Origin of the sequence: Bombella mellum (assembly GCF_014048465.1) — a bacterium.
Lineage (GTDB): Bacteria > Pseudomonadota > Alphaproteobacteria > Acetobacterales > Acetobacteraceae > Bombella > Bombella mellum.
The window spans coordinates 176,889-202,095 of record NZ_PDLY01000004.1; the positions used below are offsets into that span (position 1 = coordinate 176,889).

Annotated in this window: 23 protein-coding genes and 1 tRNA gene; 12 read left to right on the top strand and 12 right to left on the bottom strand. The window is 61.9% G+C overall.

Annotation, left to right across the window (positions count from 1 at the left end; translation table 11 throughout):
- Nucleotides 1-25: 25 nt before the first annotated feature.
- A complete protein-coding gene (locus CPA56_RS07310) occupies nucleotides 26-1,048 on the bottom strand; it encodes a hypothetical protein (RefSeq protein ID WP_182041343.1) in 1,023 nt (340 codons plus the stop codon).
- A gap of 85 nt (nucleotides 1,049-1,133) precedes the next feature.
- Nucleotides 1,134-2,132, bottom strand: a complete 999-nt coding sequence (locus tag CPA56_RS07315; protein WP_326831312.1) for an energy transducer TonB — start codon at nucleotides 2,130-2,132, stop codon at nucleotides 1,134-1,136.
- 149 nt (nucleotides 2,133-2,281) lie between these two features.
- Here CPA56_RS07315 and CPA56_RS07320 point away from each other — a divergent pair, with 149 nt between their 5' ends.
- The 7 genes from CPA56_RS07320 (at nucleotide 2,282) to CPA56_RS07350 (ending at nucleotide 6,442) form a co-directional block, all read left to right on the top strand.
- Nucleotides 2,282-2,962 (top strand): DNA-3-methyladenine glycosylase family protein, encoded by a 681-nt coding sequence (locus CPA56_RS07320; protein WP_229707508.1) that lies wholly within the window; start codon nucleotides 2,282-2,284, stop codon nucleotides 2,960-2,962.
- Between the two features lie 116 nt (nucleotides 2,963-3,078).
- The gene (gene infA, locus CPA56_RS07325; RefSeq protein ID WP_043559458.1) at nucleotides 3,079-3,297 is read left to right on the top strand and encodes a translation initiation factor IF-1; all 219 of its coding nucleotides are present in this window, start codon (nucleotides 3,079-3,081) and stop codon (nucleotides 3,295-3,297) included.
- Between the two features lie 31 nt (nucleotides 3,298-3,328).
- The gene (locus CPA56_RS07330) at nucleotides 3,329-3,949 is read left to right on the top strand and encodes a Maf family nucleotide pyrophosphatase (protein ID WP_182041344.1); all 621 of its coding nucleotides are present in this window, start codon (nucleotides 3,329-3,331) and stop codon (nucleotides 3,947-3,949) included.
- A gap of 6 nt (nucleotides 3,950-3,955) precedes the next feature.
- Complete coding sequence (locus CPA56_RS07335) at nucleotides 3,956-5,014, top strand: ribonuclease E/G (RefSeq protein ID WP_182041345.1); 1,059 nt, start codon at nucleotides 3,956-3,958, stop codon at nucleotides 5,012-5,014.
- A complete protein-coding gene (locus CPA56_RS07340; RefSeq protein WP_182041346.1) occupies nucleotides 5,011-5,208 on the top strand; it encodes a DNA gyrase inhibitor YacG in 198 nt (65 codons plus the stop codon). The genes CPA56_RS07335 and CPA56_RS07340 overlap by 4 nt, the downstream gene beginning before the upstream one ends.
- A 131-nt stretch (nucleotides 5,209-5,339) precedes the next feature.
- A tRNA-Phe gene (locus CPA56_RS07345) sits at nucleotides 5,340-5,415 on the top strand.
- A 166-nt stretch (nucleotides 5,416-5,581) separates the two neighbouring features.
- Complete coding sequence (locus CPA56_RS07350; protein ID WP_229707510.1) at nucleotides 5,582-6,442, top strand: aldo/keto reductase; 861 nt, start codon at nucleotides 5,582-5,584, stop codon at nucleotides 6,440-6,442.
- 33 nt (nucleotides 6,443-6,475) lie between these two features.
- Here the strand turns inward: CPA56_RS07350 and CPA56_RS07355 are convergent, their stop codons facing one another.
- Nucleotides 6,476-8,374, bottom strand: coding sequence for a glycoside hydrolase family 32 protein (locus CPA56_RS07355; protein ID WP_229707512.1), 1,899 nt, complete (start codon nucleotides 8,372-8,374; stop codon nucleotides 6,476-6,478).
- 254 nt (nucleotides 8,375-8,628) lie between these two features.
- Between CPA56_RS07355 and CPA56_RS07360 the strand changes: the two genes are divergently transcribed.
- Nucleotides 8,629-9,621: a bile acid:sodium symporter family protein gene (locus tag CPA56_RS07360; RefSeq protein ID WP_182041347.1), complete on the top strand. Its 993-nt coding sequence runs from the start codon at nucleotides 8,629-8,631 to the stop codon at nucleotides 9,619-9,621.
- A 102-nt stretch (nucleotides 9,622-9,723) separates the two neighbouring features.
- Nucleotides 9,724-10,221, top strand: a complete 498-nt coding sequence (locus CPA56_RS07365; protein WP_182041348.1) for a DUF892 family protein — start codon at nucleotides 9,724-9,726, stop codon at nucleotides 10,219-10,221.
- A 73-nt stretch (nucleotides 10,222-10,294) separates the two neighbouring features.
- Here the strand turns inward: CPA56_RS07365 and htpG are convergent, their stop codons facing one another.
- From htpG to CPA56_RS07395, 6 genes are all read right to left on the bottom strand, one after another.
- Nucleotides 10,295-12,169 carry a molecular chaperone HtpG gene (gene htpG, locus CPA56_RS07370; RefSeq protein ID WP_182041349.1) on the bottom strand — a complete coding sequence of 625 codons (1,875 nt, stop codon included), beginning with the start codon at nucleotides 12,167-12,169 and terminating at the stop codon, nucleotides 10,295-10,297.
- A gap of 173 nt (nucleotides 12,170-12,342) precedes the next feature.
- Entirely contained in the window at nucleotides 12,343-13,140 is a 798-nt protein-coding gene (locus CPA56_RS07375; RefSeq protein ID WP_182041350.1) for an SDR family NAD(P)-dependent oxidoreductase, read from the bottom strand.
- A gap of 109 nt (nucleotides 13,141-13,249) precedes the next feature.
- Entirely contained in the window at nucleotides 13,250-15,004 is a 1,755-nt protein-coding gene (locus CPA56_RS07380; RefSeq protein WP_182041351.1) for a Hint domain-containing protein, read from the bottom strand.
- A gap of 261 nt (nucleotides 15,005-15,265) precedes the next feature.
- Complete coding sequence (locus CPA56_RS07385; RefSeq protein WP_407645667.1) at nucleotides 15,266-16,030, bottom strand: copper resistance protein B; 765 nt, start codon at nucleotides 16,028-16,030, stop codon at nucleotides 15,266-15,268.
- Nucleotides 16,031-16,215: 185 nt separating this feature from the next.
- Nucleotides 16,216-17,928: a copper resistance system multicopper oxidase gene (locus tag CPA56_RS07390; protein WP_182041352.1), complete on the bottom strand. Its 1,713-nt coding sequence runs from the start codon at nucleotides 17,926-17,928 to the stop codon at nucleotides 16,216-16,218.
- Nucleotides 17,929-17,991: 63 nt separating this feature from the next.
- Nucleotides 17,992-18,378 carry a hypothetical protein gene (locus tag CPA56_RS07395; protein ID WP_182041353.1) on the bottom strand — a complete coding sequence of 129 codons (387 nt, stop codon included), beginning with the start codon at nucleotides 18,376-18,378 and terminating at the stop codon, nucleotides 17,992-17,994.
- Between the two features lie 128 nt (nucleotides 18,379-18,506).
- Here CPA56_RS07395 and CPA56_RS07400 point away from each other — a divergent pair, with 128 nt between their 5' ends.
- Entirely contained in the window at nucleotides 18,507-18,716 is a 210-nt protein-coding gene (locus tag CPA56_RS07400) for a heavy-metal-associated domain-containing protein (RefSeq protein ID WP_182041354.1), read from the top strand.
- Between the two features lie 84 nt (nucleotides 18,717-18,800).
- Here CPA56_RS07400 and CPA56_RS07405 read toward each other — a convergent pair whose 3' ends face one another.
- Nucleotides 18,801-19,217: a hypothetical protein gene (locus CPA56_RS07405; RefSeq protein WP_182041355.1), complete on the bottom strand. Its 417-nt coding sequence runs from the start codon at nucleotides 19,215-19,217 to the stop codon at nucleotides 18,801-18,803.
- Between the two features lie 225 nt (nucleotides 19,218-19,442).
- On the opposite strand from CPA56_RS07405, the gene CPA56_RS07410 reads away from it, so the two are divergent.
- Nucleotides 19,443-19,853: a hypothetical protein gene (locus tag CPA56_RS07410; RefSeq protein ID WP_182041356.1), complete on the top strand. Its 411-nt coding sequence runs from the start codon at nucleotides 19,443-19,445 to the stop codon at nucleotides 19,851-19,853.
- Nucleotides 19,854-20,037: 184 nt separating this feature from the next.
- Here the strand turns inward: CPA56_RS07410 and CPA56_RS07415 are convergent, their stop codons facing one another.
- Together CPA56_RS07415 and CPA56_RS07420 are read right to left on the bottom strand one after the other, a co-directional pair.
- A complete protein-coding gene (locus tag CPA56_RS07415; protein WP_182041357.1) occupies nucleotides 20,038-22,224 on the bottom strand; it encodes a peptidase domain-containing ABC transporter in 2,187 nt (728 codons plus the stop codon).
- Nucleotides 22,221-23,612, bottom strand: coding sequence for an HlyD family efflux transporter periplasmic adaptor subunit (locus CPA56_RS07420; protein WP_182041358.1), 1,392 nt, complete (start codon nucleotides 23,610-23,612; stop codon nucleotides 22,221-22,223). Before CPA56_RS07420 ends, CPA56_RS07415 begins: the two co-directional genes overlap by 4 nt.
- A gap of 175 nt (nucleotides 23,613-23,787) precedes the next feature.
- On the opposite strand from CPA56_RS07420, the gene CPA56_RS07425 reads away from it, so the two are divergent.
- Complete coding sequence (locus tag CPA56_RS07425; RefSeq protein WP_182041359.1) at nucleotides 23,788-25,164, top strand: TolC family outer membrane protein; 1,377 nt, start codon at nucleotides 23,788-23,790, stop codon at nucleotides 25,162-25,164.
- Nucleotides 25,165-25,207: the final 43 nt, after the last annotated feature.

The following is a 25,207-nucleotide window of genomic DNA, read 5'->3' on the forward strand; positions in this document are numbered from 1 at the left end:
CCAAGGCCGCACGCCCCGTCTTCCATCATTTTGAAGACCCCGGAACGGCCTGATCGGGGGCCGACACGAACTTCTTCATGCCATCCTTTTCCCGGGACGCCTCACCGCCAACATCGGGCTGGGCCAGGGACGCTTTCCGTGACCTGCCTGAATAGTTGGTGATGATGGTCCGCACGGCCTCGGCGGCCTCCTGGGCAGCGGCCCCGGCCACGTCGGCCCAGGGACCATCCAGCGAATGGGCCGGCACGTCATGCACCTGCGTGGCGGCCCCCGCCTCCACACCCTGCGGGGTCAGGACACGCCAGATGATCGTGACCTGCTGCTTCGGTCCTTCATCCGGTCCGGGCGCATCCGGAGATGGCCTGATGCTGACCTCCGTCTTCACGATGTAGTCGGCCCCGTCATGCGTGGTCTGCACGCTGTTATGACCGTCCGGCAGCATCATGTAGAATGCCTCGGCCAGTGATTTGTTGCCATCGCCCGGCGCACCCGTGACGCCATCGAAACAGATGCGGGCGGAGCGGTGCATGAGGCTTTTCGGGTCATCCATCATCATCCGTGTCTGAATCTCCGTCAGTTCACGGGCGATTTCAGGAGCCATCTGCAAGGCGACCGTGTTCAGGGCCTCGGGATCAGCACTGCGCCACCCTTCCTCATCAATCACGGCCCCAAAGCCACGGGCCCGCACCCGACCATCCGGCCCCACGATCGCATAACGGGGACGGATGCCGCCATTCTCCGCCCGGACAGCCCCCAGACGGACCCACCAGTCTCCCGGCTCCGGCACCTTCGCCACCGCAGGAATGGACTGCCCGACCAGGGCGATCACGACATCCCGTGCCCACATGGCCGTGGCGGCCCGCCACGGGGCCTTCGCCGGTACGGGAACGGGCACGGCGAGCCGCACGGGGGGAATGTTGTCCCGCACGAGGTGCTGGGCCTGATTGCCCGGATTATGGGCAAACGGCCTGTAGACCTGAAGGCAGCCTCCCAGTCCGAGGAGAGGCACGCACAGCCCCGATACCAGCAGCGCACGACAGAAGCGCATGAACAGCCCACTTTCCCTGCAATGTTTGGACAATGCTGGACAGCTTAACGCCCTTTCCCGCTCATGACCACAGGGGGAGCGACCTCTAATGGCGGATGAGCATGTAATGGATCGTCACATCCAGATCAAAATGGTCGCCCTGCATGTCCGGCGGAACAGGCGGAAGCTGCGCCCCCTGGAACATGCCCGCCGTTGCGGCATCCAGTGCGTAGGAATTGGATGAATCCGTCAGCCGTACCCGGATGACCTTTCCGCTCCGGTCAATCACCACATGAACGGAAGCCGGTCCCTCCTCGCCATTCTGGACCGCCTCATCCGGATAGAACATATGGTTCCGCACCCAACGGTCAATCTCGCTGCCATAATCGGAACTGACACCCCGGACGCTGCTGCTCGTCTTGTAGGGAGCGTTGATCTGCCCGTTCAGACTGAGCGGCCCAAGGGAAAAGTCGATCGGCCCCCTCGTGCCGCCATGCCTGCCCCGCCTGCGGGGATGAGGCGTCGGCTCTCCGTCAAAGGACAGGTCCATAGGGTGAGCGAAAGGATTGGTCTCGCTCTGCCGGGTCACACGCTGGTGCGTCGGCGTCGCCCGGCTCCGGCGGGGGCGGCGGGGAGCCGCCCTGGAGAGGGGCTTTTCAGACGGTTCCGCATTGGTCAGCTCCCCGGTCGGCGATGGCTCCATCTGCGGCGAGGACGGCGTGTGGGGCGTCGGCTCCATCGGGGCGGGAGTCGCCTCCTCCTCCGGTGCAGTCGGGGGCGGGGCACTGGCCGCACCGCCGACCTCATGCGTCGGCGGCCCCTGCATGCTGTGCTTCACCGGCGGGGCGTCAAACACCATCTCCACCTGCGGCTGCTGGGTGCCATTTGGCGTGCCATGCACGGCAGCACTGGTCTGCATCATCAACCAGAGGGCAAGGCCGTGGACACTGGCCGCCAGAAAGAGGGGGCCGATCAGTGGCGGATCGACCAGAACCTGCGTGCGCCGCATGGGCGTGCGGGCCTCCGTCCGCAACCCGGCCACAGGTGCGGCGTAGTCTCCCAGCCGCTCCCGGCGCATCGGCGTAGGGGCGTCCGACGTTGTCACGGGCAGGAAACCCGCTGGCTGAAAGAGGGGCGCAGGACGGTAAGGAACATGACCCCTCCCTTGTGCCCCAAAAGAGGCCATATTGTCATCACCGGAAAAGTTTCCCGCCGCTACTTTTGTGTAACCCGTCGCCTGACATCATCAACACCATGAATGAGGTCCGCCCCATGCCCGCCCTGCCAGCCTGCTTCACCCGGGACGCCGATCTGGCCGCCTTCATCGCCACCGTCGGCCCCTGCCGCCTGCATGAGCAGACCACGCCAGACCCGCAGACAGCCGATCCCTATGCCTCGCTCATCAAGGCCGTAACGGGCCAGCAGCTCCACAATGCCGCAGCCCGCACCATCTTCAGGCGTCTCTGTGCCCTTGGAGCCTACCATGACGAAAACGGGCCGCCCCCTGCACCGCAGGAGCTGCTGGCCCTTGACGATGCCACCCTGCGCCGCTGTGGTCTTTCCGCCGCCAAGACGGCCAGCCTGAGGGCCATCGCCCGGGGGCGGCTGGACGGTCTGGTGCCCGATCTCGCCGAAGCCCACAGGCTGGATGACGCCACCCTGATGGCACGGCTGACCTCCCTGCGTGGCGTGGGGCAGTGGACGGTCGAGATGTTCCTCATCTTCCATCTTGGCAGGCCGGATGTTCTTCCCTCGGGAGACCTCGGCGTGCAGGAGGGCTGGCGCAGGCTGAAAAAACTGCCCGTCCGCCCCACGCCCCGCCAGCTGCGGGACGCCACGGCGGGCTTCAGCCCCCATCGCTCCATGCTGGCATGGTACTGCTGGCAGGCAAAAGCCCGCCTGCCCGATCCCGCTCCACCCAGCAAAAAACCTTGACGTCCTACCCCCCTGCCCGCACATAATGCGCCGTCATGACTGGGCTGCGGGACGGACCTCTCCAGGGCTGGCCCGTGGCCCACACAGTTTCTACCCACTTCCTGCAAGGGATATTCATGCCTAAAGAAGACCTGATCGAGTTTACCGGCACGGTGACTGAGCTTCTGCCCAATGCCATGTTCCGCGTCACGCTGGACAATGAGCACACCATTCTCGCCCATACGAGCGGCAAGATGCGCAAGAACCGCATCCGCGTGCTGGCCGGTGACCGGGTCAATGTCGAGATGACCCCTTACGACCTCAGCAAGGGTCGCATCACCTTCCGCTTCAAGTAAGACAGCGGAAAACAGGACCATCTCCTCCCTCATGGCTGATTCCTCCCGGCCCGCCCTCATCTTGGCCTCCGCCTCGCCCCGCCGCATCGCCCTGTTCCGCCAGATCGGGGTGGAGCCGGATGCCATCTGCCCGGCGGACCTGGACGAAACGCCGAAGAAGGACGAACTCCCCCGCCCCCATGCACTGCGGCTGGCCCGGGCCAAGGCGGCCCATGTCGCCGCCCGCCATGATGGCCCCGCCCTCATCATAGGGGCGGACACGGTCGTGGCAGCCGGGCGGCGCATCCTGCCCAAGGCGGAAGATGCCGAGACAGCCCGCCGCTGCCTCACCCTGCTCTCCGGTCGCCGCCACAAGGTCTTCACCGCCGTGGTCTGCCAGCCGACAGCAGACTGGGCCGAAGGCCGCTACTGCGAGCGCGTGGTGGAAAGCCACGTCATCTTCAGTCGCCTGACACCCCGGCAGATTGACGCCCTCATCGAGGGGGGAGACTGGCACGGCAAGGCTGGTGGCTATGGCCTTCAGGGGCAGGCGGCCGCCTTCATCCGACAGGTCGGGGGAAGCCCCTCCGGCGTGATCGGCCTGCCCCTGTTCGAGACCGCCCAGCTGCTCCGGGGGCAGCCCCTGCCCGCCGGACAGCACTGGCTGCGCTGACACGGCATGGAAATCCGTCTTGCCAGTGCGCCCGGAGAAATCCGCGTCGCCCTGCTGAAGGATGATGCGCTGCTGGATGCCGCCCTCTGGCGGCCCGGTGCGCCGGATGGCTGGGGGGATGTCCATATCGTCCGCATCACGGCCCATGCACCCGCTCTGGGCGGGGCTTTCGTGGAACTGGCCGGTCCGGCCTGCACGGGCTTCATGAAAGGGCGCAGACTTCCGCCCGAAGGCAGCCTCGTCCGTGCCCAGGTGACCCGTGCGGCACAGAACGGCAAGGGCCTGCGCCTGCGTGCCCTCCCATGGCCGGATGGTCTGGAGACCGGAACCGCTCCCCGCCGTCTCACGCCCGGCCCCACACCACTGGATGACATTCTGGCTCTGGCCCCGTCAGACTGCCCCATCCTGACCGACAGTGCCGCTCTGGCCGCCCGGCTGCCGCCCCGTCTTCATGCCCGCCTGCACCGGGTGAGCCACAGCTTTGATGAGGTTCTGGAAGCCGACTGGGCCGCCCTGACCAGCCCGGATGCCCAGGTCGGACCGCTGACGGCCCACATCACGCCGACCCATGCCCTCACCGCCATCGATCTGGACGCCCATCAGACACCGGACTTTGCCGCCAATCTGGCCTGCTTCGGCCCCCTCCTGCGGGAAATCCGGCTGCGCAATCTCTCCGGCACCATCCTGATCGACCCGGCAGGCGTCCGCAGCAGCAAGCGGCCCGCCCTCGTCCCGTTCCTCCGCAAGGCGGCGGACGGGGAACAGGACCCGCTCCAGCCCCGCATCACCGGCATCACGCCCGGCGGCCTGCTGGAAATGACCCGTCCCCGCCATCGTGCCCCGCTGCATGAACTGTACGCCTCCCCTCACGGGCAGGGGCTGGCCATCCTCCAGCGCATCGCCAGTGAAGGGCTGAAGGGCGACCGGCTCCACGCACCTCCCGCCATCATCCGGTCACTGGAGGCTGATTCCGTGGCGTTGGAAGACCTCTTCCATCTCACGGGCCAACGCCTTACCCTCCACAGTCATCCCGTGTCTCCATCCCCCTGCTGGAGTCTCTCATGAGCTGCCCGATCTGCCAGAAACCCACCATGCCCGCCTTCCGCCCGTTCTGCTCCCAGCACTGCGCTGATGTGGACCTTGGCCGCTGGTTCAAGGGGGATTACCGTGTCCCGTCCCTGCGGCAGGACAACGACCCGGAAGAACTGGAAGCGGAAGCCGAACGGCTGGCAAAAAAGACGACACACCACACGCTGTGAAAAGCCCCGGCCTGCCCTGCCGGACCACGGAACGGACCGGTGCATTTTCTTCCTCAAAGAGGGTTGATCGCCTTCCCCGCATAGGGTAAACCCCTCTCCATAGCCGGGTGGCCCTGCCGCCGTGGCCCGGTGCCCAAGTAGCTCAGTTGGTAGAGCATGCGACTGAAAATCGCAGTGTCGGTGGTTCGATCCCGCCCTTGGGCACCATTTTCATTCTCCTGAAAAACGGCTGACATCTGCCAGCGGCTGGACGGGTCTCCCGCCCCGTGACAGATCACCCATGCAAAACATCTTCCCCTCTGTCGGGTACAGGGCTTACCCTGTCTGGACGGAGACGAGTCTGCTCGCCCGCACCAGAGGGAAGGATATCATCATGACAACGACTCCCCATCCTGCTGTCACGCTCAGAAACGGCATCACGCTCCCAGCCCTCGGCATGGGGACGTGGCGCATGGGCGATGAGGCCTCCCGAAGAGCCGATGAAATCCGCAGCCTGCAAAGCGGGCTGGATGCTGGCCTCAGGATCATCGACACGGCAGAAATGTACGGTCATGGCCGCTCGGAAGGCGTGGTCGGAGAAGCCCTGCGGGGACGTCGTGACAGGGCGTTCCTCATCAGCAAGGTCCTGCCACAGAATGCCTCCTCGAAAGGGACGGTGGAAGCCTGCGAACGCTCACTGAAACATCTCGGCACGGACCATCTGGACCTCTACCTTCTGCACTGGCCCGGGGCCATCCCCTTCACGGAGACACTCTATGCCTTCGAGACACTGAAAGAGCGGGGGCTGATCCGGGACTGGGGGGTGTCCAACTTCGATACGGCCGACATGGACGATCTGGCGGAACTGGGGGCCTATCCGCTCGTCAACCAGATCCTCTACAGTCTGGAGTATCGTGGCACGGAACATGACCTGCTGCCCCGGGATGAGAAGGCCCGCATCACCAGCATGGCCTACTGCCCGATCGGGCAGGGAGGCGACCTCCTCCACCACCCCACCCTGCGGGCCATTGCCCCACGGCATGAAACCAGCCTCGGCCCGGCCACGACGGCACAGATCGCTCTGGCCTGGGTCCTGCACCGCAGGAACATGATCGCCATTCCCAAGGCCGCCACGCCCCATCATCAGGCCCTGAACATCGCCGCACAGGAAATCCGGCTTTCACGGAAAGACCTTGCCGCCCTTGACGAGGCCTTCCCGCCCCCTCGCCGCAAGGAGCCTCTGGCCGTCATCTGACAGGCTGAAAGGCCAGAGACGACGAGCAGGGCCTCAGCCCTGCTCCATGCGGTCCATCGTCTGCCGCAGGGGATAGAGGGCTACCTTGTGAATCACCGCCGCAGCGTTGGTGACCTGGAGACTCAGCGTCTCCAGAGGGTTGGCGGGGTAAACCAGAGCCGTTCCGACAGACATGCCCTCATTGGCGAAGACCTCCAGCGTGCAGGCATCCAGCACGATCCGCAGGCTGAAACGGCGGCTGCCGGGAATCAGGGCGGACGAGAATGTCCCCGTGAAGAAAGGATGGCTGAAACCGTGCAGGTTGCTCCTGTCCAGCCAGAGCTGGCAGGAAAAGCCATCGAACCCGATACTCAGGCTCTCGCCCTGACGGTTGGAGAACACCACGGCAAAACGTCCGGCCCGTCCGTGATCGCCATCAGGCAGGGTGCTGCCCCGGTCCTCCAGCGACACGTCCAGCAGCAGCTCCACGGCCTCCCCGGTAGGCAGGGCCACCTGACGGCTGCTCTGAGGCTCCAGACGGGACAGGGCAAACGGGATGGCAGGACGCCTGAGAGCCTCCAGCTGATATGGATTCTGGGCGATCCGCAGCCAGCCTGACGTGTCACGCCGCAGCACGACCTTGCGGGGAATGGTCATGATGCCACGCCAGCTCTTGTTCGGCAGCTCCTCGCAATACTGCCAGTTGTCCAGCCAGGCGACATAAACCGTCTGGTTGCCCGGCATGTTCTCATAGGTCTGAAGGGCGTAGCTGTCCTTGCCGAAATCCGTCAGGTCCACGATCGTGTCATCCGGCGTGAAACGCTCGCCATCGAACTGCCCAACAAAATACTGCGTGATACTGCCTCCCTGCGGCCCGCCGGGATTGATGGACACGAACAGGACCCAGCGTTTTTCACCGGGCGTTTCGCCTTCCACCTCCACCTCGGCTAGGGCCGGGCACTCATAATCCACGCCGGTGATGCCGGAAGGGCCGAAATCGCTCAGGTGCATCCAGTGTTTCAGGTCGAATGAACCATAGAAGGACACCTTGTGCTCACGGGACCGCACCACGACCATGACCCATTTCTCAGTCGGGGCGTGCCAGAGCACCTTGGGGTCACGGAAGGAATTGTGCCCGATGTCCAGCACCGGGTTGCCTTCATAATCCTTCAGTGTCTGCCCGCCATCGGGACTCCAGGCAATATACTGTGTCTGCCGCTGCGGGGTTGCCCGCGTGTAGATGGCCACGAGGCCACCAGCCATCGGCGGCAGGGCCGGGGACATGGGCACGGGGGACTGCTCACGGGACACCGGGTCATTGCCCAGCTCCTTCAGCAGGTCCGTGTCCGTGCGGCCGCCATGCAGCAGGTCCTGCGCCTGCCTGTCCACCGACCGCCGTTCCTGCTCATCCCCCGGCAGTGGCGAAAAAAGCTGGGCGGCTTTCTGGGCCGCCGTCTCGACGGCCCCCGGCTGGGGCTTGTCCTGCGTACGGGGCGGAAACAGGCCGGAACGGTTGTCCCTGTCCAGCACCGCGCAGCCGCTATAGGCCTCCCCAGCTTCCGTCTCCCGAATCGCAATGGGGAGATCCTGCCATGTATAGAGGTCCGTGCTGACGGCATGGCCCCAGTGCACATGCCCCGCATACGGCCCGAACGGGTTGTACTGATAATAGAGATGGTAATAGCGTCCATCAAAGATCAGCCCGTTCGGATCATTCATGAACCCGGTGGACGGGGAGAAATGAATCTTGGGACGGTACTGCTTGTCCGCCAGCGTCTCATGCACGGGCTGGGGGGACGCCTCCGCCGCATTGCCCGGCTCGGCGTGGGCATTGTTGGGCTGTGCCGGGGCTGCCGCCCCACTGCCACCCCCAGCCGCCGCACGGGCCCTGTTGCCCAGCAGGGCACCTGCTGCCAGAAATGATCCAAGAACCATACGCCGATTGACGGTCATGACCTGACCCCCTCCCTACGATCTGATGGAGATGACCTGTCCACAGGTCCGCCCGGAAAATGCCCCTATCCGGTCCTGTTTTGCAAGCCGTTTACCATTAATATTAAAAAATGTTTTACAGGCGGCACACCCTGCATCTCCACCGTCTCACACATTGGCAGTAGCCGTCTTCTATTTTACCGTCTCTTTGCCCGACGGCCTCCCCCTGTTGCAGGATGGCCCCTCCATCTCACTCCAGCCAGCCGAGACTGCCCATGAGACACCTCGACCCTTTCCTGATGTTCCTGATAGGCGCAGTCCTTCTGGCCTCCTTCCTGCCCTGCCCTGTCGTATGGCAGCCCTGGCTCTCCCGCCTGACATCGCTGCTCATCATGCTGATGTTCTTCTTCCAGGGAGCAAAGCTGAAACGCCATGCACTGATCGACAGCGTGAAAAACTGGCGGTTGCAGGGCTGCACGCTGCTCATCACCTTTGCCGTGTTCCCCCTGCTCGGGGCAGGCATGTCCTGGCTTGCCCACCGGCTGTCCTCCACCGGTTTTCTGGGACCGGACCTCTGGGCCGGGATGCTGTTCCTCTGCTGCCTGCCCTCCACCATACAGTCCTCCATCGCCCTGACCTCCATGGCCCGGGGCAACGTCCCGGCCGCCATCTGTGCGGCCACGGTCTCGAACATTCTGGGCATCCTCATCACTCCCCTGCTCTGTGGGCTTTTCTTTGATCACGGCGGCAGTGGCGGGTCCGGTCTTCAGACCATCCTGAACGTGGCAGAGGAACTGCTCCTGCCCTTCATTCTGGGCCAGTGCGTGCAACGCTGGCTGGGACCGGTCGTCCACCGTCACAAGTTTCTCATCTCATGCAGTGACCGTGGCTCAATCATCGTGCTGGTCTATTCCGCCTTCAGTGCAGCGGTGCTTCAGGGGCTTTGGCATCGCATTCCACTCATCCTGCTGGCCGGTGTCGGGGTGGCGGATGCCCTGCTTCTCGCCCTGGCCCTAGGCCTCACCTATCTGCTGGGCCGGATGATGAAACAGACCATCGAGGATGACATCACGTTACAGTTCTGCGGCTCCAAGAAGGCCCTGACATCCGGCGTGACCATGGCCAGCGTCATCTTTCCCAGCTCTGCCGGGATCATCGTCCTGCCACTGATGATCTACCATCAGCTCCAGCTGTTCGTCTGCACCGTCATCGCCCGCCATTATGCACAACGTCCCCAGCCTGCCGATGAAGCCGAGCCCCGGCGGTAGTGCTGCCATGCAGCAGAACCGGCTCCCTCCTGTTCCACAGAGGTCCCGGACAGGCTAGGCTTGCCTCCATCCCACACTCCCCTTCCCGCCATGGAGCAAGACGTGCCCCGTCATCCTGCTGAAGCCTCGACCATACGCCGCACCTATCGTGAACGCCTTCATGCCCATCTGGTCCTGACGGGCACGTTGCGGGAAAGCCTGCTGGAACTGCTCAGCCGCCCAGCCGCTCCGCCCCCTCTCCAGCACTGGATAACCACCATCCTAGACCAGAACCGGGAGCAGGAACGGCAGGTCGCCCACCTCCTCCGCCTGCATGGGGAAAGACCCCGCAGCGACTCCGACACGCTCTCCGGCCTGCTGGACACGGTGGTGACCTGCTTTCCCTCGGGGGATGTGCCTGTCCATCTTCTGGGCGTGATGCTGGACATTGCGGGCTGCATCGCCCGCCTGCGTACCTCCCTTGCCCTGCTCCTGCTGCTGGCGGAAAAACTCTCCCTGACAGAAGATGCCGCCATCCTCACGGAACTGCGCCAGAACAGCCGGAATGCATCCCGCAGCCTCAAGGAGGTACTTCCTGCCCTGCTGACAGACGAAAACTGAGGCTCAACAGAAAAGGGGCTGCACGACCCGACGTGCAGCCCCTCCATGTTTCAGCCAGACAGTCCGCCCGGGCTTACTTCTCGACAGTCCCGGCAAGCAGGCCTGCAAGCGTGCGGGCAAAGCCGCTGGGGTCAGGCAGGGCCTCACCTTCCTGAACACGGGCGAGGTCCAGAAGGATACGGGCATGTTCTGCGACGCTCTCGCCCTTCTCCACACGTTCGGCCAGCGCACGGATGAGCGGATGGCGGGGGTTGATCTCCAGCACCGGCGGCAGGGCAGGCATCTCCTGACCGGAACGGCGCATGAGACGCTGCATGGCCAGGTCCGGCCCACCCTCGCTTGTCATCACCACGGCACTGCCTGTCAGACGCACGGTGCTGCGGACATCCTTCACAGCTTCGCCAAGAGCTTCCTTCAGGGCAGGAGACAGCTTTGCCACATCAGCGGCTTCACCTTCTTCCTCGTTCTCAGGAGCGAACTTCTCGAGATCACCATGAGCCTGGGCCACGGAACGGAAGGTCTTGTCCTTGTAGGAATGGAGACGGTCCGGCCAGAAGCTGTCCACGGCATCAGACAGCAGCAGGACTTCCAGCCCACGGGCACGGAACCCTTCCAGCTGGGCAGAGGCCCTGAGGGCCTTCAGATTGTCCCCGACCAGATAATAGATGGTCTCCTGCTCCGGCTTCATGCGGCTGATATAGTCGTCCAGCGTCGTCAGCTCATCATCATGTGTGGAGTGGAAACGGGAGAACTCGGCGATTTCCTGCCGGTGCTCGGAATCTTCCCACAGCCCTTCCTTGATGACGAGGCCGAAATTATTCCAGAAACCGGTGAAGGACTCACCACCTTCCTGCGCCCGTTTCTTGATCTCGCTGATGACACGCTTGGTCACGGCCTTGCGGATGCGGGCCAGAACCGGCGTGGACTGGAGCATTTCGCGGGAGACGTTCAGTGGCAGGTCATCCGTATCGACCACACCCTGCACGAAACGCAGCCAGTTCGGCACCAGACTGGCCTCGTCGGTGATGAACATGCGCTTCACATGCAGATGCAGGCGGCTTTCACGGCTGCTCTGCTCCATGAAGTCAAACGGACGGGCACCGGGGAGGAACAGCAGGGAGGCAAACTCGACCGTGCCTTCGGCCTTCCAGTGCAGCGTGGCGTACGGCTCATCAAACGCACGGGCCACATGGCGGTAGAACTCGGTATATTCCTCGGACGTGATCTCGGATTTCGGACGCAGCCAGAGAGCCTTGCCCTCGTTGATGGTCTCTTCCTTCTCCTTGCCATCCTCGTCCGGCTCGTGCAGCACGACCGGCCAGGCGATGTGATCGGCCCATTTGCGGATGATGCCCCGCAGACGCCACGGATCAATGAATTCCTCAGCATCATCCTTCATGTGCAGGACGATGTCCGTGCCCGGACGGTCACGCTCGGCAGGGCCAAGGCTGTAGGACCCCTTGCCTTCAGACACCCAGCGGGCGGCCACATCCTCACCGGCACGACGGGAGACGACATCCACCTTGTCCGCCACCATGAAGGCGGAATAGAAACCCACGCCGAACTGACCGATCAGGTTCGGACGCTCCTCCGGCTTGGCATTGCTCAGCTTCTCACCAAACGCCTTGGTACCGGAACGGGCGATGGTGCCAAGATTCTGGGTCAGCTCTTCCGGGCTCATCCCCAGCCCGTCATCGGACAGCGTGATGGTCTTTGCGTCCTTGTCGGTGGAGATGTGGATGGACGGGGCTTCCGGCAGGGACAGGGCCGGGCTGGTCAGGGCCTCGAAACGCCGCTTGTCCATGGCATCGGCCGCATTGGCGACCAGCTCACGCAGGAAGATTTCCCGATCGGAATAAAGGGAATGGACAACCAGATCGAGCAGCTGCCCGACCTCGGCACTGAAACTGTGCTGCTGCATCTCCGCTGCGTTCTTGCCATCACTCATGATGCGTTGCTCTCCTCCAAAATGGCAGGCTCCGTATGTGCTCCATCTTCGGCGGCCAGCCTGCCCCGCCGCTGAAAGATGGAGCAGATATGGGAGAGGCCTCCCCGGCTTTCAAGCATCCCCGCACCGGGGGAGACCTCAAGCTCCAGCATCATGATGACGGGATGTATGGCCTAGACGAGGCCGAGCGATGTTCCTTCATCCACCACGATGGCCGAACCGTGCAGGGCCACCGCCCCCGGGCTGGCAAGGAACTGCACCACGGCAGCGATGTCCTCCGGCGAGGAGAAGGTCCGCTTGCTGGGATTGGCCTCCGCCACGGCCCTGAGGGCGTCCGCCTGTGAGGGATCGTTGATCAGCGCATCATGCATGGAGGTCTTCACGCGGCCCGGCTCCACGGCATTGATGTTGATGCCCAGCGGGCCGAGTTCGAGGGCCAGACTGCGGACCAGAGCCGTGGCCGCCGCCTTGCTGGCGGCATAGCCCGCATAGCCGGCAAAACTGTAAAATCCGCAGATGGACGAAATGGCCACGACCTTCCCGCCCGGCACGTCACCCTCTTTCCGCCGGATGAAAGGCAGGGCGGCCTGCACGATGTGCCACATGCCATTGACGTTGATGCGCATCACCCTGTCGAACGCATCAGGCGTTTCATCCGTGATGGGCGTGTTGAAGAAAACACCTGCGGAATGGACCAGTACATCCAGCAGGCCCACTTTGTCGCTGATGGTCTTCAGCAGGGCCTTCACGGCATCAAAATCCGTGATGTTCACCCCATGAGCACAGACCTGCACGTCATGCCCGGCCTCACGCCCGGCGGCCTGTACCGCCTGCACGGCTCCGGTGTAGTCACGCTCCGGGCTACTGCCCAACAGGATGAGGCTGTCCCCCGCCCGGGCGAACGTCTCCGCAATTGCCAGCCCGATACCGGACGTCCCCCCGGTCACCAGTACGGTTCTGCCCTGTGCCATGATCCAGCTCCTTCCTTGCCTGTCGTCATGCATGGCCCTGAATGGCCATTGCCTCCAGATATGGACAGACAGGTATGGCTTGTCCACCATGCCTGCCCCAAGCTCTTCATCAGAAGGCACGGTTCTCCAGCCGCACGCCCTCCCCTTCGGGCAGGCGGACCTCATCCCGATAGGGACCGCCCGCCAGCAGCTCTATGGAGAGGAAAAGCGGACGGGTCATCATTCCTGACCGGCCAGACAGGACAAGACGGGCCGCACCATTGGTCCACCGGCAGGGTGAGGCCTCCTGCACGTCCCATCCGTCCTGACGGGATGCGGACAGGAACCCCGTCACATCCTCCCTTTCGCCATTCTCCCAGAAGAGGCGCACCTGACTGACCAGCACCCCAAGACGACGCCGGTCATCCACGAAAGGACCGATCACGTCACAGGGCCGGCTGACACGAGAAACCAGCATGACCTCGTCACACCCTTCGGTCAGACGGAACAGATAACGCTGCCCCGTCTTTCTGACGAGCGGAAGGGACTGCCCCGAAAGCGTCAGCACGGTCAGGTCCGGGTCAGTCAGAAGACCCTCCGCCTCACATGTTTCATTTCCGGAACGTTCATGAAGGGCACGATGGACAGGTTCGACAAAAGCCCGCTGGACACCCAGCGGAGCTGCCGCATCCGTCTCCCAGCACCGGCTGTCACTTTCTGCCCACCGGCCCGCCTGAAAAATGAATCCCTGACGGTTGCCCGTATCCAGATAACTTTCCGTCAGGGCACCATCCACCTCGACAATGCCATGAGGCTCGACCTCGAAATGCCAGTAATCATACTCGTCGATGCTGCGGTCATAGGCAATGGAAGACCCGTTGACCAGCATCCGTACCGGAATGAAATGACCATCCAGCAGCAGGCAGTGCTCCGAGGTCACGAGCATGTCCTTGTGCGGCACATTGTCCGCCAGAGCGTTACGGCGGATCCGCACGGGCCAGCCAGCCTCGTCATCCGGCAGATCGGGCCGCACGGTGACGTGCCCCTGCCCGACCCATGTGACCAGCCGCATCCCCTGCGGCTCGCCATCGGCCGAAAAAACGGCCACGGAATCCCCCACGGCCAATGTCTCCACCGTCACCGGGCCTGCATCGGTACGGACCATGCTGCCGGAAAGATAGCAGGTTATGACACCACCCCTTCCGTCATCATGACCATTGCTGCTGGTGAACGCATAGGTATAGCCCGTGATGTTCCCCCAGAAATCCTGCTGCGGCGTGCCATTGACCTTCAGTTCGAACGGGTCCCCCCTCAGGGTCGTGGTCCGCCCGATGGTCACGATGCCCAGGGCATTCACCCCGTCGCCGATCGTCGTGCAGTCCGCCACGGGATCATAGACGGCACCGACCGACTGCGTACCCGGAAAATCCATGACGAAATTGGTGGGAATCTTCGTGGTGGGATGGCCTTGGGCATCCACAAAATTGACCGGCAGGTCGAAACGGACCCCGAAGCCCTGCTTCTCTATCCGCAGCTCCCCCGCATTGGGGCCGACCACGATGGTCGACCCGGCAGAGGCATTCAGCAGGCTGGAGCGGATGACAAGCCGCCCTCCATCCAGTGTCAGGGCATTGCCCAGCCCAAGATTGACGAACCCGCCCCCCACATAGGCGGTCGCCCCACCCTTTACGATGATGGAACAGTCACCCCGCAGCTGCCCGAGTACGGAAGAAAGGTCCACCTGCACAGGATCACCCGGGGGCGTGAGGTGCGTACGGGTCACCGTGATGGACGAAAGCCCGCCAATCTCCACAAAGCTGGACAGCTCCCCACTGCCGTAGACAGTGGCTGCGCCTGCCTTCACCCTGATCAAAGCCATGGCCATGTATGTACGTCCCGTTAGCCATTGATAACCGGGGCATGACTTAAGTCATTTTCGTTAACATAAAATTACAAAGAGCATGAATAAGGAGGATTTAATGGTATAAATGGAAACCTCATGAAATATATGCTCTCATTTATGACACCAATACCAATAATTTGACACAATACTTCACATTTAAAACATATTGTGCTTTGCCAGCATGCTTCCTCCTTCCGGGAAAGGTACTTTCCCGGAAGGAGAAGACACGTCGCATGACAGGCTTCAGAACCAGCTGCGGATGCCAAAGGTGAACCGGGCCTCACTGGCCCGCTCTCCCCGCTTCCTTGCCATGTGCCGCCCCTGTGTCAGAGGTGAATCATACGTCACGGCCACATAGGGAGCCATCTTGCGCCAGACCTCGTAACGCAGACGCAGGCCGGTATCGATGTCCGCCAGCCCCGAACCGACCTGACGCCGTGGATCGGCACGGCTGTACAGGTTCAGCTCCACCTGCGGCTGGAGAATCAGCCTGTTGGTCAGAAGGATGTCATAAGACCCCTCAAACCGGCCCGCCACACCACGGTCACTGAAATAGCCGGTCGCCTGCACCTCGAACTGATACAGGGCCAGCCCCTCCACACCGACCGCTCCCCAGGCACGGGCCGGGCCACTGTCCAGGTCCAGCCGGACACCTCCCTGAAGGTTGAAATAGGTGGATATGGCCCGGCTGTAGAGCAGCTCCTGATCTCCGTCACGAACCCTGCCTTTCGTCATGGTCCCTTCACTCTTGAGCCAGAGGCGGTTGTAGTCTCCACCATACCAGGCCTCACCATCCCAGCGGAGCGAAGACCTGCCACCCGTCTGGTAACGCCCCTCAAACTCGTCCAGCACACCATGAAACCATCGGCCCATGTCCATGCCGTGCATGTGATGCCCGATATCCACCCTGGGGGCTGGTGCATCCACAGCTTTGTGAACGATTCGGGGCGTCTTCTGCCGGACCTGCTGCGGGGCAGGCCGTACGTTCCGGGCGGCAGGATGGCTCATCTCCGGCATGTCCATGTCATCCATGTCCGACATGTCCGACATGTCCATGCCGGACATATCCATTCCGGACATGTCATGAGTTTCCATCTGGCCCATTTGGGACTGTCCCGCCATGCCATCCATCGCCCGAACGGACGGAGCCAGAAAACAGGCCAGCATGACCAGAGACATCATGTTTCCAGTTTTCATGAGATCACCACCTCCCGGAACATGCCTGTCTGCATGTGATACATGAGATGGCAGTGATAGGCCCACACGCCCGGCGCATCCGCCGTGACCAGAACGCTCATGCGGGACCCCGGTTGTGAAATGACCGTATGCTTCAGCGGGCGGTGCTGGTCATCCGCTCCATTCTCCAGTTCGCTCCACAGCCCATGAAGATGGAGGGGATGTTCCATCATCGTATCATTGATGACCGTGAACCGGACCCGCTCACCACGGGCCAGATGAATCGGCCCGGACTCGGAATATTTCCGGCCATTGAAACCCCATATGTAGCGTTCCATGTTGCCCGTGAGATGCAGGATGATTTCCCGTGAGGGGGGCCGCTGGTCCGGCGGAGGACGCAACGCCACCAGATCACTGTAGGCCAGGACCCTGCGGCCCGTTCCCTCCAGCCCGTCGCCCGGGCTGCCGACACGTTCCACCGGATGGGCGGCGATGTTCTGGTTCTCCACATTCAGGGGAGGCGGGCCGGGGTCATCAATTTCATCGGCAGGGGTCCGCTGGAGGACTGGCGGCATCGCCATCCCCGCCATGTTTTTCATGCCTGCCATCATGGGCATGGCCATGCCCATGTCCACCATGCCCCGCACGGGCCTGGGGTCCATCGGCGGCACATCTCCCAGCAGACCAAGGCGAGGTGTCAGCGTGCCACGGGCATGACCGGTACGGTCTTCGCTCTGGGCAAAGATGGTGTAGGGCCGTGCTTCCTGGGGCGTCACCATCACCACATAGGTTTCACCCGGTGCGATGCGGAACTCATCAACCGGCACGGGAACAACGGGATTCCCGTCCGCCTCCACCACCTGCATCTCCAGCCCCGGGATGCGGACATCAAACAGCGTCATGGCCGCCGCATTGATGACCCGCAGGCAGACCCGCTCTCCCGGCCGGAACAGGCCGCTCCATCCCTGTGCCGGGGATTCGCCGTTCATGAGATAGGTGTAGATGACACCGCTGACATCAGAGATGTCCGTGGCACTCATCCTCATGCGGGACCATTGCAGGCGGCTCTTCAGGGCAGGAAGCAGCCCTCCGGCCCGGCGGCTTTCCTCCGGCAAGGACGCCATACTGCGCTGCCGGAAATTATAGTAATCGTCCTGCATCTTGAGATTGGCGACGATCTGCTCTGCCGACACGTCAGACCAGTCCGACAGGAGAATCGTATGGTCCCTGTCTGCCGTCGGCAGCGGCGATTCTCCGGCGGGATCAATGATCAGGGCACCGTAAAGACCCGCTGATTCCTGATGCCCCATGTGGCTGTGATACCAATATGTGCCACTCTGAAGGACCGGAAACGAGTAGGTGAACTTCCCGCCTGCCGGAATCCCGGCAAAACTCAGCCCCGGCACGCCGTCCTGATCGCTTGGCAGGCGGATGCCATGCCAGTGCAGGGATGTGGGTTCATCCATGTGATTATGGACATGGATGCAGACCTCCCGCCCCTCCTGCCAGCGCAGGACCGGGCCGGGCATCTGACCATTGACGCAGTACCCCTCACCACGGCGTCCTGCGACATGGACCTTCCTGCGGGTGACGTGCAGCTCCATCTCCAGCGGCGGCAGGGCCGATGGCGTGGGAGAAGTGGCCCGGCCTGTTCCCGGCAGGGCCATGAGAGAACCTGCTGCTCCAAATCCCGCCAGAAACCGGCGGCGCAGCATGAAATGACGTGACATGACAGAATGTACCTGAAAGACGTGACATGGATGACCGCCCCGATCCGGGCGGCAGAAAACAGGTCAGGCAGACAGGATCGCCGGTGGCCGCCAGGGTTTCACGACGGAAGAACGCAGCAGCAGCCTGACATCATGGAACAGGAACGCCCTCTGCCAGAGGCCGACCGGTTCCAGACTCTGCCCCTCCGGCAGCAGGCCGGCCTCACAGACGGCATGATGGCTCTGGCAGCAGGGAGCGATGTCTTCTTCCGTACCCGGTCGGGAAGAAACGGCCGTCTCCATCACCATGCCCGCCCCCGGCGGAACCATCACGGCATCAGGGGAATCATTGTCACGGGAGGGCAGAAGCTGGCGGGCAGATGCGGACATCATCATGCCGTCCGCCATGGCCACGGGCATGACAAGAAGCGGCAGCTGCATCATCAGGCACAGCACCACTCCCATCATCATGCGAAAAAACCGCCCAACGGACATGAAACGCCTTTTCTCCCTCCGGAACGGACACCAGATTAGGAAGGTTCCTCCCCTGTGGGAAGACAGTCCCCTGCCATCTTCTATATCATGAAACGGGATTTTTTATGAGCGAAACCCTCGTCCTCCCTCTCACCGGCCTGAAATGTGATGGCTGTGTCCGCTCCCTGACCCGTGCCCTTGAAGCCTCTCCGGCCATCGAGACGGCCACCGTCACGCTCGACCCGCCACAGGCACACATCATTTTCACCAGTCCCGCCCTCTCCAGGGAAGACTGTGCGCTCCTCATCCAGAAAGCCGGTTTCGGGACGGCCTGAAGAAAAAACCACCGGGGTCCATGGCCCCCGGTGGTTCTTCAGCGTCCATGTCACCGCCCCGGACGGGCGGTCATGCATGGCGGATCAGAAAAGTCCGCCGCCCTTGGGCAGCAGACTGCCTGTCAGGAAGGCCTGCACCGCACCGTCACGGTAGCCCTGCGTCCCGACATAACCACCGGACAGACCCAGCATTGCGCCCGTCAGGCCACCAACCGTCAGTCCCAGAATCACGCCGACAGCCTCGGCGATCACGCCGACACCGATGACACCGCCCGTACCGTTGGCACCACCGTTGGCACCACCCGTGAGACCACCAACAGCTGCCCCGACGATACCATCCACGACGCCGCCAACGAGGCTGTCCACAAAACCGAGCGAAGCACGCACGGGGAAAAGGCCAGTGCTGCTGTTGCTGCTTCCTGAAGAAGCCGTCCCGTCACGGTAGCCGAGGAGACCACCACCAGATACCGCAGCAAGCTCGTTAAAAGAAAGTTCACGCATTTCTAGAACCTTTCGATAACCTCGCATCCAATTGCGAATGCGAGTGCGTATCATTAAAAAGTTGAAATATGTTTTCATTATGTCGCTGTTATTCTTACTTTTTTATCGGATTTTTTATCCAATCTTTCCTCTATCTTTCTGATTTTTTAATGCAAAGCCTCTATGATTCCGCCCCGGTCACAGTCATCACGACTGGCCAATTCTTTCTAAATCAAGGTATGAACAATGCGCGAACTTAGTGTTGCAGAACTGGACGTTGTTGCCGGTGGTGGTTTCCTGAGCAACCTGTTTGGTGGCTCAACCACGAGCCGGGCCCAGACCCCTGGCGTTGGCCAGACGTCCTCCGGCTTTCTGGACTCCGTTCTCGGCGGAATCGCTGGTGCCGCCATCGGCGCAAACAGCGGCATGATCATCGGCGGCATGCACGGCGGTGATGGTGGTGGTGTCCTCGGCATCGGCAGCATCGGTCAGGCCGTCGGCCTGATCGTCCCGACCATCATGGGCGCCATCAACGGTGGCATCCTCGGCGCCATCTACGGCTTCAGCAACGGTCAGCCGTGGATCAACCAGCTGATCCAGGGCACGGCCAACGGGACGATCGGCCAGGGTCCCAATGCTGCTGCCGTTCGTGTCTAAGACCGGTTCCTGAACCGAGCTTTTGCATGAAGTGCCCGCCTGTCTCCGGACAGGTGGGCATTTTTTTTGTGCCAATCGCGACCTGCTTCTTCCGGCAGGATCATTGCTGAGGCCATAAAAAAGCTCCCGCTGACAGATATCAGCGGGAGTTTTTCATGTCACGGACGGAAACCAAAGACCCCGGTCAGGCCGAGGCGGGAGCCGCTCCCATCGCCGTCGGTACGTCTTCCTTGGCCAGATTGGCCATCACCTCTGCCGGAATCCCCATCGCGAATATCCTGTCAGCCCGCTCCGCCGTACCGGGACGGTGGGTCACGATCACCCTCGTGATGGGCAGCTCGTTCAGCACCGCTTCCACGGCCTGCTCGGAAGCCGGATCCAGATTGCTGGTCGCCTCGTCAAGGAACAGGATGCGGGGAGCCTGATACAGGGCACGGGCCAGAATGAGCCGCTGCCGCTGTCCACCGGAAAGCGTGCTGCCCATCTCACCGACAATGGTCTCAAAACCCATCGGCATACGCTGGATGTCCTCATGCATCTGCGCATTTCTGGCACATTCGGCCACCCATTCCATGTCCATCTCATCATCGAAGCCTGAGATGTTCTCGGCAATACTGCCAGAGAAAAGAATGTCATCCTGAAGGACACCGGCAATGCGGGCACGATAGGCTTCCCGGTTAGCCGCCTTCAGCTCCACGCCCTTCCAGAAAATCTGGCCTTCCTCGGGCTGGATGAGGCCCATCAGCAGGCCCAGCAGGGTGGACTTTCCACAGCCTGACGGCCCGACAATCGCCAGACTCTGGCCGGGATAGACCTTCATGTCCAGATGACGGAACACCCAGGCATCTTCCTTGCCGTAACGGTAACCGAGATTGCGACATTCCAGCATCGGAACGTCCGGATTCTCCAGCCCATCATCATCAGCCAACGCTGCGGCATCGACAGGCGGACCATCTGCCTCACTGCCTTCAGCCTCGGCCAGGGCGATGTCGGACAGGCGGTCACACTGGACCTTGAGATTCTTGATCTTGAAAGCGACGCTGATCAGGCTGCCCACACGGCCACAGAACTGGTCACGATAGCTCATGAAAGCCATCAGCATACCGATGGACATGCCACCGGACATGACCATGCGGGCACCCAGCACGAGGGTCACCACCTTGTCCAGAGCAATCAGGAATTCCTGCGCCCGGGCGAAGATGAGGTCATAACGCTGGATGCGAAGCCCGGCATTGATGTTGTCAATCATCCGGTTTGTCCAGACGACGGCCCGCCGCCGCTGGAGACCCATCAGCTTGATGCTGCGGATGCCCCGCAACGTCTCGATGAAATGCCCCTGCTGCGCTGCGGCATGGACCAGTGATTCCTCGGACATCTCCTTGTACGGACCATACTGGATGAAGCGCACGATCAGGTCCACCAGAACGGTGACAGCAACGAGAGCCGCCATCCACTTGCCGTACATGATGATCATGACCAGCATCCCGATGGCCATGATGCCATCCAGAATGCTCTGCACCAGGTCCGTCGTGAAGGTATGCTGGATGGCCCCGAGACTGCCGAAGCGGGAAATGATGTCACCGGCCCCACGCTTGGCAAAGAAGTCCTGCGGAAGATTCAGCAGATGGGTGAACAGGCTGACATTCCATTGCAGGGAGATGCGGGTGGAAAAGATCATTACCAGCCACGTGCGGAACGTGGAAATCACCCCCTGCACGATGACGAGAATAAGCATCCCGGCAGCGATCGTCCAGAGCAGGGACTTGTCACCCGTCGTCAGCACCTCGTCGATGACGACCTGCCCCAGCATCGGATTGATCAGGGCAAGGACCTCCAGCCCCAGTGACAGCCCGCCCAGCGTCCACAGGACCGTCTTCAGCCCCATGATGTGACGGAACATGTCCCGCACCTTCAGCAGGCGGCGGTCATCCTTCTTCTCGAACTTCGTCTCCGGGCTGAGTTCCAGTGCCACACCCGTGAAATGCCGTGACACCTCCTCAAAGGTGATCTTCCGTTCCCCACGGGCAGGGTCATTCACGATGATGCCGGAATCCGTGACCTTCGTCAGCACGACGAAATGGTTGAAATCCCAGTGCAGGATGCACGGACGGGCCAGCTTGCTGAGGTCATCCAGTTCCAGCCGGACGGGGCGGCAGTGCAGCCCGTACCGTCCGGCAATCTTCATCAGGGAACGCAGATTCAGCCCCGTACCGGAAACCGCCGTTTCACGACGGATGGACACGAGGTCAACCAGCCGCCCGTAGTGACACAGCACCATGGCAAGACAGGCCAGACCACATTCGGCAACTTCTGTCTGAAGGATGACGGGAACCTTGCGCCGGAACCCTGTCTGAATGGTATGGAGATTCACGGCGTCCCCCCTGTTTCTTTATGGCTGGATGGAGCGGGAGACGGCGCATCGACACCGTCCGCCAGAGAGTGGGCCGGCGCACCACCACCGGAGATGGAGCGCACCGTATCCACCATCGAAACGACCGGATCGAGCAGCCACTGGTACAGCTTGCGCTGGTCGATGGCGATTTCCGCCTCCACGGCCATGCCGGGCGTCAGTTTCTCATGACGGCCATAGGCAATGATGAAATCCCGGTCGGGCCGGACACGGATACGGTACACGTCGGCACCGGGCTGAGGGGCGGACGCACTTCCGCCCTGTTTGGCAGAATTGGCGGCATAACCGCTCCTTTCCGGCAGGGGAGCCTTGGTCACCTCCACGACCTCGCCTTCATAAAGGCCAAAACGCTGATAGGGATAGGCGGCATATTTCAGCAACACCCGCTGGCCGGGCCGCACGAAACCGACCGCCTGACTGTTCACATACAGTTCCGCCTGAAGGACGGCCTTGTCCGGCAGGATGCTCAGCAGGGACTGGCCGGGATTGACACGCTGCCCCACGACGGTGCGGATGCCATCCACCGTACCGCTCACGCGGGCATTGACGACCCCCATGCTCTGGCCATGCGCCTGGATGATCTGTCTCTGCACATCCGAAAGACGGACGGCAAGGTCATTCATGTCTTCCGCCACCTTGTAATGGTGCCGGTTGATCCTGTACTGGAGGTCCGCCATGTGGCCGTTCATTTCGACCAGCGTCCGCAGGGTCTGGGACTGTGTATCCATGAACTGGACATAGCTGAAGAGCTGGCTCTGGAACTGGCTTTCCGTCACAAGGTGACGGTCCATGGCCGTCCGCATCTCATTCATGGCTCTTTCGATCAGAGGCAGGGATTTCTTGTCCCGCCCCGACTGCTCCTGCAACATGCCATACTGCTGCCTCAAGGAGGACAGCTCATCCTTGAGTGATGAAAGCTCCACGGGAGCATCGGAGGCCAGCAGTTTCTGACGGCTCTCCAGCAGGTCCTGTTCCCGCCGCAATCCATCGACAAGCTGCCGCCCTGTGGCCCCTGCCTCCGACCAGTTGGACACGTCCACGCTGAAAAGACGTTGCCCAACCGTTACGTGTTCTCCCTCGTGAGTATGGATGCCTGCAATGACACCCCCCTGATCCGCTTCCGCCACGACCAGCCCTTCTGGCGGAAGCATGACACCATTGGCATGGATGCGCCGCGTATAGGACCCGAAAATGACATAAACCCCCACGCAGGCCACGAGAGCCACGGTACAGAGTGCCGCAATCTTGCCCGAAAGAGGTTCGATTAACTGGACGGAGCCGATCCACGCCTCCTGCCGCCACTTCAGGGCTTCCCCCCGGAAGAGCGGGCTTGCTGAGTCTTCAGCCATACACCACACAGAACATTCAAGTGAAACGATAAAGAAATATTAAGATTTTTCATGGATAATACTATAGCCATGCACGAAACAAGCAAGGCACTAAATAGATAATGTTTTCTTTACTCAAGGTTAACCGTTTATGCTTCTTTTCTTTTCTTCCGTAGAGAAAAGACATGCTGTTCTTGTGACTGCCCTCGTTAGCCTTTTTTCCGCTTTGCCCTGTTCCGCAGAAGACAAACCTTCTCCTCCAGTCACCCATCTGTCCCTGCCAGAAGCAATGGCCATTGCCTATCGCTCCAATCCACAGATTCTCCGTGAACAGGCCATCCTGCGACAGACTGATGAATCCATGCCGGAAGCCCTGGCGGGCTGGCGGCCCACCGTGAGCGGCAGTGCCACTGCCAACTACAACGAGTCCAATTATGTCACCTTTCCATATGGTGGCAGCTTCCGGTACAATCAGAAGTTCCGGGCACCGGGTTATGCCGCAGGCGTAACCATCAGCGAGCCCATTTTCCGTGGCGGCAAGACATGGGCCTCCACGCGCAAGGCCCGCAGCTCCATCCTCGGGGAGCGGGCACATCTCGTGGACATCGAGCAGCAGCTTTTCGTCAACGTCGTCTCGGCCTATGTGGCCGTGACACAGACCCGTGCCCTGCTGGCCCTGACGCTGGAAAACGAGCATACGCTGAAGGGGCAGGTCGAACTGACCACCCGGCAGCTGGCCCTGAACCAGGCCACCCGTACCGACGCCCTCCAGGCGGAATCACAGTATGAGGCCGCCCAGGCCACGACACGTCAGGCCGAAGGGCAGGTCCGGGTGGCGGAAGCCACCTTCCAGCGTGTCATCGGGATCGTTCCGCCCCAGGAACTGTCGCCTCCCGAACAGCTTCCGTCTCCTTTCAAGACGGAAGAACAGATCAACCAGCTGGCCATCAACAATCTGCCACAGGTCATGCAGGCACAGTATCAGCTGGAATCGGCCAAGCATGATGTCAAACTGGCCATCGCCGAACTTTTGCCACAGATTTCCGCACAGGCCTCCTACCAGCGGCAGGTGAACCAGGGCAACGGCAAGTTCTCCGAGAATGCCACCTCCGTGATGCTCCAGGCCTCCCTGCCCCTGTATCAGGGGGGTGGTGAATATGCCCGCATCCGTGCCGCCAAGCAGGCCGTGGATGCCGCCTTCCACAATCTGGCCGAACAGAGACGCGAGGCAAGGGAAAGCGCCCTGAGTGCCTGGCAGAAACTGACCGCCGACAGTGACCAGCTGGCCCGCAACCAGAAGGCCGTCGCCACGGGCGTGGAAGCCCTCCATGCCATCCAGCAGCAGGAGCTTCTGGGGGTACGGACCACCTTCGAGGTCCTCCAGCAGCAGGAGCTTCTGTTCGACCAGCAGAAGACGCTCGTCCAGAACGCCGCCAACCTTGTCGAGGACTCCTACCATCTGGCTGCAGCGACTGGCCATCTGACGGCAAGGGAACTCAACCTGCACGTCGCCCTCTATGACCCCCGTGCCCATTACCATCAGGTGAAATGGAAACTGATCGGGATGGAATGAGACCCTCTCCGGGCATGGCAGACACGCCATCTTCCCTTCATTC

Coding starts and splice junctions, on each gene's coding strand:
- CPA56_RS07390 (WP_182041352.1), bottom strand. CDS start 17,928: ATGTCACGTCATTTCATGCTGCGCCGCCGGTTTCTGGCGGGATTTGGA.
- CPA56_RS07330 (WP_182041344.1), top strand. CDS start 3,329: ATGGCTGATTCCTCCCGGCCCGCCCTCATCTTGGCCTCCGCCTCGCCC.
- CPA56_RS07395 (WP_182041353.1), bottom strand. CDS start 18,378: ATGATGATGGGAGTGGTGCTGTGCCTGATGATGCAGCTGCCGCTTCTT.
- CPA56_RS07405 (WP_182041355.1), bottom strand. CDS start 19,217: ATGCGTGAACTTTCTTTTAACGAGCTTGCTGCGGTATCTGGTGGTGGT.
- CPA56_RS07400 (WP_182041354.1), top strand. CDS start 18,507: ATGAGCGAAACCCTCGTCCTCCCTCTCACCGGCCTGAAATGTGATGGC.
- infA (WP_043559458.1), top strand. CDS start 3,079: ATGCCTAAAGAAGACCTGATCGAGTTTACCGGCACGGTGACTGAGCTT.
- CPA56_RS07350 (WP_229707510.1), top strand. CDS start 5,582: ATGACAACGACTCCCCATCCTGCTGTCACGCTCAGAAACGGCATCACG.
- CPA56_RS07375 (WP_182041350.1), bottom strand. CDS start 13,140: ATGGCACAGGGCAGAACCGTACTGGTGACCGGGGGGACGTCCGGTATC.
- CPA56_RS07420 (WP_182041358.1), bottom strand. CDS start 23,612: ATGGCTGAAGACTCAGCAAGCCCGCTCTTCCGGGGGGAAGCCCTGAAG.
- CPA56_RS07310 (WP_182041343.1), bottom strand. CDS start 1,048: ATGCGCTTCTGTCGTGCGCTGCTGGTATCGGGGCTGTGCGTGCCTCTC.
- CPA56_RS07380 (WP_182041351.1), bottom strand. CDS start 15,004: ATGGCCATGGCTTTGATCAGGGTGAAGGCAGGCGCAGCCACTGTCTAC.
- htpG (WP_182041349.1), bottom strand. CDS start 12,169: ATGAGTGATGGCAAGAACGCAGCGGAGATGCAGCAGCACAGTTTCAGT.
- CPA56_RS07320 (WP_229707508.1), top strand. CDS start 2,282: ATGAATGAGGTCCGCCCCATGCCCGCCCTGCCAGCCTGCTTCACCCGG.
- CPA56_RS07335 (WP_182041345.1), top strand. CDS start 3,956: ATGGAAATCCGTCTTGCCAGTGCGCCCGGAGAAATCCGCGTCGCCCTG.
- CPA56_RS07340 (WP_182041346.1), top strand. CDS start 5,011: ATGAGCTGCCCGATCTGCCAGAAACCCACCATGCCCGCCTTCCGCCCG.
- CPA56_RS07385 (WP_407645667.1), bottom strand. CDS start 16,030: ATGAGCCATCCTGCCGCCCGGAACGTACGGCCTGCCCCGCAGCAGGTC.
- CPA56_RS07410 (WP_182041356.1), top strand. CDS start 19,443: ATGCGCGAACTTAGTGTTGCAGAACTGGACGTTGTTGCCGGTGGTGGT.
- CPA56_RS07360 (WP_182041347.1), top strand. CDS start 8,629: ATGAGACACCTCGACCCTTTCCTGATGTTCCTGATAGGCGCAGTCCTT.
- CPA56_RS07355 (WP_229707512.1), bottom strand. CDS start 8,374: ATGACCGTCAATCGGCGTATGGTTCTTGGATCATTTCTGGCAGCAGGT.